The sequence below is a fragment of the Silanimonas sp. genome (assembly GCF_027531545.1).
Classification (GTDB): Bacteria; Pseudomonadota; Gammaproteobacteria; order Xanthomonadales; family Xanthomonadaceae; genus Silanimonas.
On record NZ_JAPZSC010000023.1, the window covers coordinates 1 to 7,824 of the forward strand.

At 67.0% G+C, this 7,824-nt stretch carries 6 protein-coding genes and 1 pseudogene; all 7 read right to left on the reverse strand.

All coding sequences use genetic code 11. The features are described 5' to 3' along the window. Positions 1 to 314: 314 nt before the first annotated feature. Positions 315 to 1,691, reverse strand: coding sequence for a Gfo/Idh/MocA family oxidoreductase (locus O9280_RS13495; RefSeq protein WP_298343762.1), 1,377 nt, complete (start codon positions 1,689 to 1,691; stop codon positions 315 to 317). 14 nt (positions 1,692 to 1,705) lie between these two features. Next, on the reverse strand, positions 1,706 to 3,286 hold the full coding sequence (locus O9280_RS13500) for a sodium/solute symporter (protein ID WP_298343766.1): 1,581 nt from the start codon (positions 3,284 to 3,286) through the stop codon (positions 1,706 to 1,708). Continuing rightward, positions 3,287 to 4,822, reverse strand: a complete 1,536-nt coding sequence (locus O9280_RS13505) for a glycosyltransferase (RefSeq protein WP_298343769.1) — start codon at positions 4,820 to 4,822, stop codon at positions 3,287 to 3,289. Beyond that, positions 4,819 to 6,264: a chloride channel protein gene (locus O9280_RS13510; RefSeq protein WP_298343772.1), complete on the reverse strand. Its 1,446-nt coding sequence runs from the start codon at positions 6,262 to 6,264 to the stop codon at positions 4,819 to 4,821. The genes O9280_RS13505 and O9280_RS13510 overlap by 4 nt, the downstream gene beginning before the upstream one ends. A gap of 23 nt (positions 6,265 to 6,287) precedes the next feature. Further along, the gene (locus O9280_RS13515; protein ID WP_298343775.1) at positions 6,288 to 6,515 is read right to left on the reverse strand and encodes a hypothetical protein; all 228 of its coding nucleotides are present in this window, start codon (positions 6,513 to 6,515) and stop codon (positions 6,288 to 6,290) included. Between the two features lie 90 nt (positions 6,516 to 6,605). Continuing rightward, entirely contained in the window at positions 6,606 to 7,070 is a 465-nt protein-coding gene (locus tag O9280_RS13520) for a MarR family winged helix-turn-helix transcriptional regulator (RefSeq protein WP_298343778.1), read from the reverse strand. A gap of 258 nt (positions 7,071 to 7,328) precedes the next feature. Further along, positions 7,329 to 7,683: pseudogene (locus tag O9280_RS13525) on the reverse strand (hypothetical protein); the annotation flags it as partial. Positions 7,684 to 7,824 lie beyond the last annotated feature (141 nt).

The following is a 7,824-nucleotide window of genomic DNA, read 5'->3' on the forward strand; positions in this document are numbered from 1 at the left end:
ATCGGCACAGCCAATGTACCGCTGAGGCTATCGAACCTCAGCTGTCCTTTGAGCTTCCCGCAAGCTGCCGGACGGCTCAGCCTCGCGTCTTCGGGCTTTGAGTCCGGGAAGCGGACGCTCATAGCCGCCAGCAGTCGGCCACTTCCGGACACTCACGAGCGGCGGCTTTCCTGCAGTCCAACCCAGGCGGCTGTTGGCAGCTGCGTCCAGCTACCTCGGGCTCGCGCTTGACCGCACAAGAGTGGTCGGGCCTGACCCCGCAGCGACGCTCAATCTGTTACCCGCATAGGCCGGGCACACCTTCGCGGCGCCGATCACAGTTGCACCTCCTCTATGGTGCGCTGCAGACGACTGCGCTCGGCCGCAAAGGCCATCAGGTGGCTCTCTATGGAGACTTCGATCGACGAACTGAGCAGCTCCGGTCGTTGCTGGCCGACGGCCTGCACCCAGTCGCGCACCATCGGGTGGTCGCCGCCACCGTGGGCGTCACTCTTCATCGACCAGACTGTGCGCTTGCCCGTCTTGAAACTCGTGACGGTGAAGCTCTCCATGTCGCCCGTCACGTCGCCAAGCGAGCCCATGACGCGCGTGCGCCGGCCCTCGTAGGAGACGAAGGCCTCCATCGAAAACGCCGCCGTCACGCCGTTGCGAAACAGGATGTTGACGGTCAGGTGGTCGGGCTGGTCGTTGTCCATGCGGTAGACGCAGCGGCCGTAGTCGGTCGTCTTCAGCGCCTGCAGGATCACCGCATCCCACTGTGCGCTGTCTTCCGGCAGGTCGAAGACGTACAGACGCTTTCGGTCGCGCAGGTAGATCTGCAGCGCCGAGTACGGGCAGTCGTGCTCGACCGAACAGCCGTCGGTGCAGCGCTCGGTGCTGCCGGTTGGCGCATTGGCGTTGGTGAACCACTTCAGGTTGCCGAAGCAGTGCACGTTATCGGCCTGCGCGCCGACCAACCAGCGAATGATGTCGGTGTCGTGGCAGGACTTGGCCAAAATGATGGGCGTGGTCGTCGCGCTATTGCGCCAGTGGCCGCGCACGTAGGAGTGGCTCATGTGGACGTGCTCGATCGGCTCCAGGTGCTGCACGCTGATGACCTCGCCGATCAAGCCCTGGTCCAGGATGGCCTTGAGCTCGCGGAAGTAAGGCGTGTAGCGCAGCACATGGCACACGCCCACGATGCGCCCCGTGGCCTGGGCCTTGGCAAGAATGGCGCGGCACTCCTCCTCGGTCGGGGCGACGGGCCTTTCCAGCAGCGCGTCGTAGCCCAGGTCCAGCGCACGCAGGCAGGGGCCGCTGCGCAGCGTGTCTGGCGTGGCGATGATGACGGCATCGGCCAGCCGTTCGTGCTCGAGGGCGGACTCCCATCCATCGAAGCAGTTTTCCGAAGCGATCTGGTGCAGGCGGGCGAACCGCTGACGCCGGTGCGCATTCGGATCGGCGACAGCGACAACACGCATTTCGGCGGGATGACGCGCAGCGAAGTTGGCGTACACGGTGCCGCGGTGCCCGGCTCCGATGATCAGCACGGTCACCGGTCGTTCAAGCGGGCGGTGCTGTGGGTTGGCGTACAGATCCTCCTGCAGACCCAGCGCGCGGGCGCTCTCGGTCCAGCCGTGCACCACGCCGTTCTTGACGGCGGTCAGCGCCCGGGTCAGCGGGCGCAAGGACATGAACTGCCGGAGCGACATGAGAACCCCTTGCCTCAGCGAACGCCGAGCCAGAAAGCGACGGCCGAGCACAGCACGGCCCAGGCCAGGAGCAGGGCGACGCCTCCTCTTTGACTGCGGAACGCCCGCCGCAAGGCTGTCGCGTCGATGGTCGTGCCCACCAACTGTTCGGGGGCGGGCGGCGCCATCATGCGGCTGCCCAGCAGTGTCACCCCGGCCGCCACCACCAGCCCCGTCACGTTCCACCACATCCAGAAGAGTTGGGCACCCATCGCATACGCCAGCCACAGATTGAGCGCGAGACCGGCAGCCACTCCGGCCAGCACCGCCGGTCCGCGCGCGCGGCGATCGAGGATGCCGCAAACGAAGGCGGCCAGCAGCGGGCCATAGAACAGCGCGCCGACGCGGTTGATGCTCTCCACCACGCTGGTCGACAGATTGCTGGCCAGACCGGCGAAGATGATGATGGCCACGCCCCAGGCCAGCGTGACGAGCCGGCCCGCTCGCAAGGTGCGCACCGGGCCCAGATGGGGCTCGACGAAGTCGCGCAGCGTGGCCGCCGACAGGCTGTTGAGCGCCGAATCCAGGCTGGACATGGCCGCGGCCAGGATGGCTGCCACCAGCAGGCCGCGCGCCCCGCTGGGGACGTACATCTCGATGAAACGCGGCACCAGCAGATCGGGCCGGCCCGGCGGAATCGCTTCTCGCAGCGCCGGCTCCTTCATAGCCACGGCGCCAATGGCCAAGCCCAGCCCGGCGTAGGCCAACGTGAGCGGGAATCGGGCGATGCCGTTGAATATCAGCGCGCGCTGCGCGCCGGGGATGCCGGTGGCAGACAGCGTACGCTGCGCCTGGCTCTGGTCGACCCCGTAATAGTTGATGTACAGCACCAGCCCGCCGGCGACAAAGCCCCACAGCGGCGCGCGGGCGCCGTCCCCGATGCCATGCGCCCATTCGATGGCGGCGTGGCGCGCAGGATCCTGCAAGTCGATGATGGCTGCACCGCCACCGGCCAGGTCCCACGCGATGGCCGCGCAAAGCGCTACGCCACCCACCAGGATGATCATCTGGATCACGTCGGTCCACACCACGGCCCGCATGCCGCCCAGCGTGTCGTAGATCACCGTGATGCCGCCCGTCAGCACGATGGACCAGGCCAGCGGCAGGCCCGTGCAGACCTGCACCAGCAAGGCTGCGGCATACAACGCCACGCCCGTGGCCAGCCCGCGCGAAAGCAGGAAGACGACGCTCAACACCCAGCGCGTGCGCCTATCGAAGCGGCGTTCGAGGTACTCGTAGACGCTGATGACGCCCAGGCCGCGCAACACGGGCACCAGCACCAGCATGACGAAGATCATCGCCAGCGGCAGCATCAGTTCGTACTGCAGCCAGGTGAGCCCGCCGCCCGGGACGAGCGCGACATAGGCCGGGATGCCGATGAACGAGTTGGCTGAGGACTGCGTAGCCAGGATCGAGATGGCCAGCGCCCACCACGGCAAAGTGCGTCCGCCCACGTAGTAATCGGCCGCAGTTTCCTGGCGCCGCGCCAGCCACGCCGACAGGCCCAGCGTCCCCGCCAGATAGAGCCCGATCACCCACCCGTCGAGCGCTGTCATTCAGGCGGCGGCGGTCGATTCGGGCACAAGGGAGCACAGTTCATCGAAGCTGGCCACGGTGGTCACCCCTGGCACCTGCGTCAGCAGCGGCGATTTCGGGTCGATCACAAAGGCACGGTCGGCTGCCCGCAGCATGCCCAGATCGTTGACGTTGTCGCCTACCGCCCAGCACTCGACCACCTGCGGCTCAGTAAGATCTTCGCGCAGGCGCCGGATGACGTGGCTCTTGCAGATGGGCGGGCCGGAATCGCCATCGCGTGCCAGAAAGGCCGGATTGAGACGCAGCACCCCGGAGCAGACCTCGGCATCGAACTGCATCGTGTGGGCCAGCGCGAAGTCGGCGAAGATGCGGCGTCGCAGGATCTCCGCAGCCACGAAGTAGCTGTCGCTGACCAGGCCCACCATGAAGCCGGACCGCCTCAAGCGGTTGACACAGGCGATGACGCCGGGTCGGACAGGCAGGGCATGCGCGACACGCTCGAACTGCTGCTGGTGTACGAACTTGAAGAGAGCGGCGATGCGCTCGCTCCGCGTGGCAGCATCGTCATCGCGGTCTAGCAGTTTGGCCAGCGCGGCCTCGTGGCCCGTGGCCCGGGCCAGCTCGACCACATAGCGCTCGGGCGTGATCGTGCCGTCCATGTCGAGCAGGATCACCCGTGTGCGGCCGCGACGCCGGCTGAGGATGTAATCAAGCGTTGCCGTCGCCTGGCGCTGGGTCTCGTACATCGCCACGATCTGCTCCATATGCAGGCGGCCGGCTGCTCGCGCCCGGGTGTAGATGACGCGAGAGACTTCGTTGGCCATGGCGGTGAGGTCGAGCAGCGGCTGGCTGTCGTTTTCCAACGAGCCGATGTCGACCTCGGCCAAGCGCGCGCCGGTGCGGTGGGCGTCGATGAGCAGGCCGATGTCGACGCCGTAGCCATTCTCGAAACTCAAAGCCTTGAGCAACGAGGCGCGTACTGCAATCAGGCCCCCCAAGGGCTGTGCGAAGTGGGCGATCTCGGGGAAGAACACCTTCAGCATGGGCTTGGCCGTCAGCTCGGTCACCCGTCCTCCCACACGGCCGAAGCGGGCCTTGACGAAATCGGCCTCGCCGCGCACCAAGGGGCGGCACAGGTCGGTCACGATGTTGGGGCGCAGGCCAGCGAGGTCGCCGTCCAGGTAGACGATCAGGTCGCACCGGGCGACGCCTACGCCGTCGCGCATTGACGCACCCTTGCCCAGCATCGTGCTGGTGATCACTTCGGCACCCGCCTGCCGGGCCAGGCGGGCGGTGTCGTCGATGGAACTGTCGTCGATGACGATCACTTCGGCCGTGGCCGGGTCGGCCAGCGCATGGCGCACTACATCGGCGACGCGCGCAGCTTCGTTCAGGGCCGGGATCACCACCGTCGCGCAGGCCAGCAGCGGCGAAGGCAGGGCGATGACTGGCGGCGGAGCCGGCGGCACGATGACCGTGTCGGCGCGCTCGGACGCGCGCGCTCGCCACCACGTCGATCGCAGCCAGGACAGCAGCTTCCGAAGGGCAGTGTTCATCGCTTCTCCTGGCGTGGCTCGGTGTGTGGCGGCAGAGGCAGCATCGCCGCCAATTCCTGGTACATCGGCCGCGTGACAAGGCGCGCGACACCACTGGACAGCAGTGCGCAGGCCATCAAACTCAGCACCATGGCCTGGCCCGAGACCATCTCCATCACGATGATGAAAGCCGTGATCGGCCCGCCTGTCGTGGCCGCCAGAAAGCCCGCCATGCCCATCGCGATCAGCGGGATGGCGGCTTCCTTGTCCATGCCCATGAAGAGAGCCACGTCGTGGCCGATGCCGGCACCGATGACCAGGGACGGCGCGAAGACCCCCGCGGGCACGCCCGACCAGGCCGAGATCCAGGTGGCGCAGAACTTCAGCAGCGTGTAGACGCCGGGCAGATCGCCCTGGCCCTCCAGGAGGGCGCGGGTCGTGACGTAGCCCGCTCCGGCGGTAGCGCCCTGGGTGGCCAGCCCAATCACGGCGACGGCGAGGCCACACCCGGCGGCAAAGCGCAGAGGATGGGCGCTGCGCCAGCGACTGAAGCGGTCGGGCAGGCCTCTTATCGAAACCACGATCAGTCTTGCAAACAACCCACCGCTCAGGCCGGCCACCAGGGCCACCAGCAGGCCTGGCAGCAGCAACGACCAGGACATGGCCTGCACGCGCAGACGGCCGAAGTAGGTCTCGTTGCCGAACACGGCGACCGCGACCAGCCCGGACAAGACGATGGCGGCGATCACCAGTGAGCTGTGCGAGATATGGCGTCGCCGAGTCAACTGCTCCAGCGCGAAGACGATGCCGCCCAGCGGCGTGTTGAACGCTGCGGCAATGCCCGCCGCAGCGCCAGCCACCATCAGGTCGTGTGCATCGATGCCCGACTGCGGCGACAGCCAGCGTCGAGCGCTGACCATGACGCCGGCGCCGACCTGGACCGTGGGGCCCTCGCGCCCGATCGAGAGGCCCGCCAGCAAGCCGCCCGACACCAATCCGATCTTGTGGAGCGACACGCGCATCGAGACCAGCCAGGCGCTCTGTGACGGCGGCAGGTCCTTTTCTAGCGAAAGCACCACTTGCGGAATCCCCGAGCCACCGGCCCCCGGCACATAGCGGCGCGTCCACCACAGCAGGGCTACCGTGAGCGCCGGCGTCCAGAGCAGGGTGAAGTAGCGGCCGTGATCGCCCCAACCTTCCACCTGCCGGAAGCCATGGATCGCCGCCTCGGCCAACAGCGTGAAAGCAACCACGATCGCGCCTGTCGCGGCCGCGTAAGTCAGAACGATGGACCGGTCGAGCCACTGCCGACCGGCGAGCAACTCGCGTTGCAGGTTGCGCCAGAACTCGGGGTCGATGTCGTGCGCGGCCTGCCAGCCGCCACGCAACCACGCTCGCGCCACGCGCAGGACTCCCTTCGGCCAGTTGGGCTGCGCTGCGGCGTCATCGATGGGAGCCGGCATCTTGGTGGGTTTCTCGTTGTATGTCAGTGGGCCCAGCCGGTGGGCTGCGAACTGCCCGTCGCTTTCCTGTGCGCGACGAGAGACTCCGATGCGAAGGAGACGTTGACGGGTTGAATCCGCACCGTCTGACGGTCCGCAGATGCAACCCTCTCGTGGCGAGCATTCCAGGCTTCGCGCAGTACCGACACCCCGACCAAGTCGGCGAGGGCAAGGAGGGCAATGCTGACCAGCAGGGCGCGCCGACGGTTCATGGCAACCGCAATTGTATTTGCACAATTGCATCCCGTCGGGTCCACGTTTCTCCGCAGACTGACGCCGCCCGAAGGCCGACCCAGGACGAGCTACATCTGCGCCAACGGGATGCCGGCTGCGCGTTCGTCGGTCTGCAGCAGGGCCAGCAGCTTGCCCAGATCGTTGTCGAGACGCGCGAGGGTCTCGTCGTCAAGCGCGGCCAGCGCCTCTGGCAGGACGCCCGAGAAAGGGCCAGGCGCCTTCTTCAGCACCCGAGCCCCGCGAGGCGTCACGCGCAGCCGCGTGGCGCGGCGGTCGGCGTCGTCCCGGCTCGCAACCACCAGTTCAGCGGTGAGCATGGCTTTGACCAGGTTGCTGGCCGTGGTCTGGTGGACGTCCATGGCGCGGGCAAGCCCGCCCACCCCGATGTCGGGCTGCGCATGGATCACACTCAAGGCCCAGAGTTGCGCGCCACCGACGCCGGCCTTCTTCTCGACCTGCTGGAAGTGGGTCTTGACGGCGTTGAAGACCGATCGAAACCGGCGCAGCACCTGCGCTGCGGGCTCGACCTGCACTGCGGGTGCGGGCGCGCTGGCCGGCTTTGGGCGAGCCCTCTTGCTGGTTGGCTTCGTTGGCATGCCGAAATCATAGGTGCACCATCAAGCCAAAGGCGTGCGCCAAAAAAACGGGGCCCGCTTGGGCCCCGAAAAGTCGCTCGTGACCGCTCATCGCTGGTTGTGCCGATGGGCGGGAAGGAGAGTGTATTTGCACACATGTATGTCAAGGTCCAAGAGCAAACCCCGAGTGAGACATATCCCCTGGCAGCGCCGATCTCAAGTGCGGTCGCAAGTGCAGAGTACACCGAGAGGCGCCAGCCAAGGGATCCCCGCCCCCCGAAGCCGCAGCGCGTTACCGCTCACGGACACCGAACTCAGGCTCATCGCCGACGCCGCGATCATCGGAGACAGCAGCCAGCCCGAGAACTGGGACCGCTCACCTGCGGCCAGCGGATGCCCAGAGCGTTGTAGACCAAGGCCCAAGGCGAGCCAAGATCTGCTTCATGTTCGCCGCCTTCTCGTACAAGATGGTGCGGGCTTGCGCGATGCCGCGCAGATCTCCCTTGACCAGCGTCACCTGCGAGCTGTTCATGGCGACGTAGGTGCCCGTTCCCATCGCCACGCCGACGTCGGGGTAATCGTATCTTTCCAGCAAATTGACACGGTTGGCGCTGACTAGTCCATCGCGTGCCCGAGCCGGCCACCGGGCAGGTAGGGATTCGCGCCGCGCTCGACGCAGGTAGATTGGCGGTTTCGACTGCCCGAAGGGTGT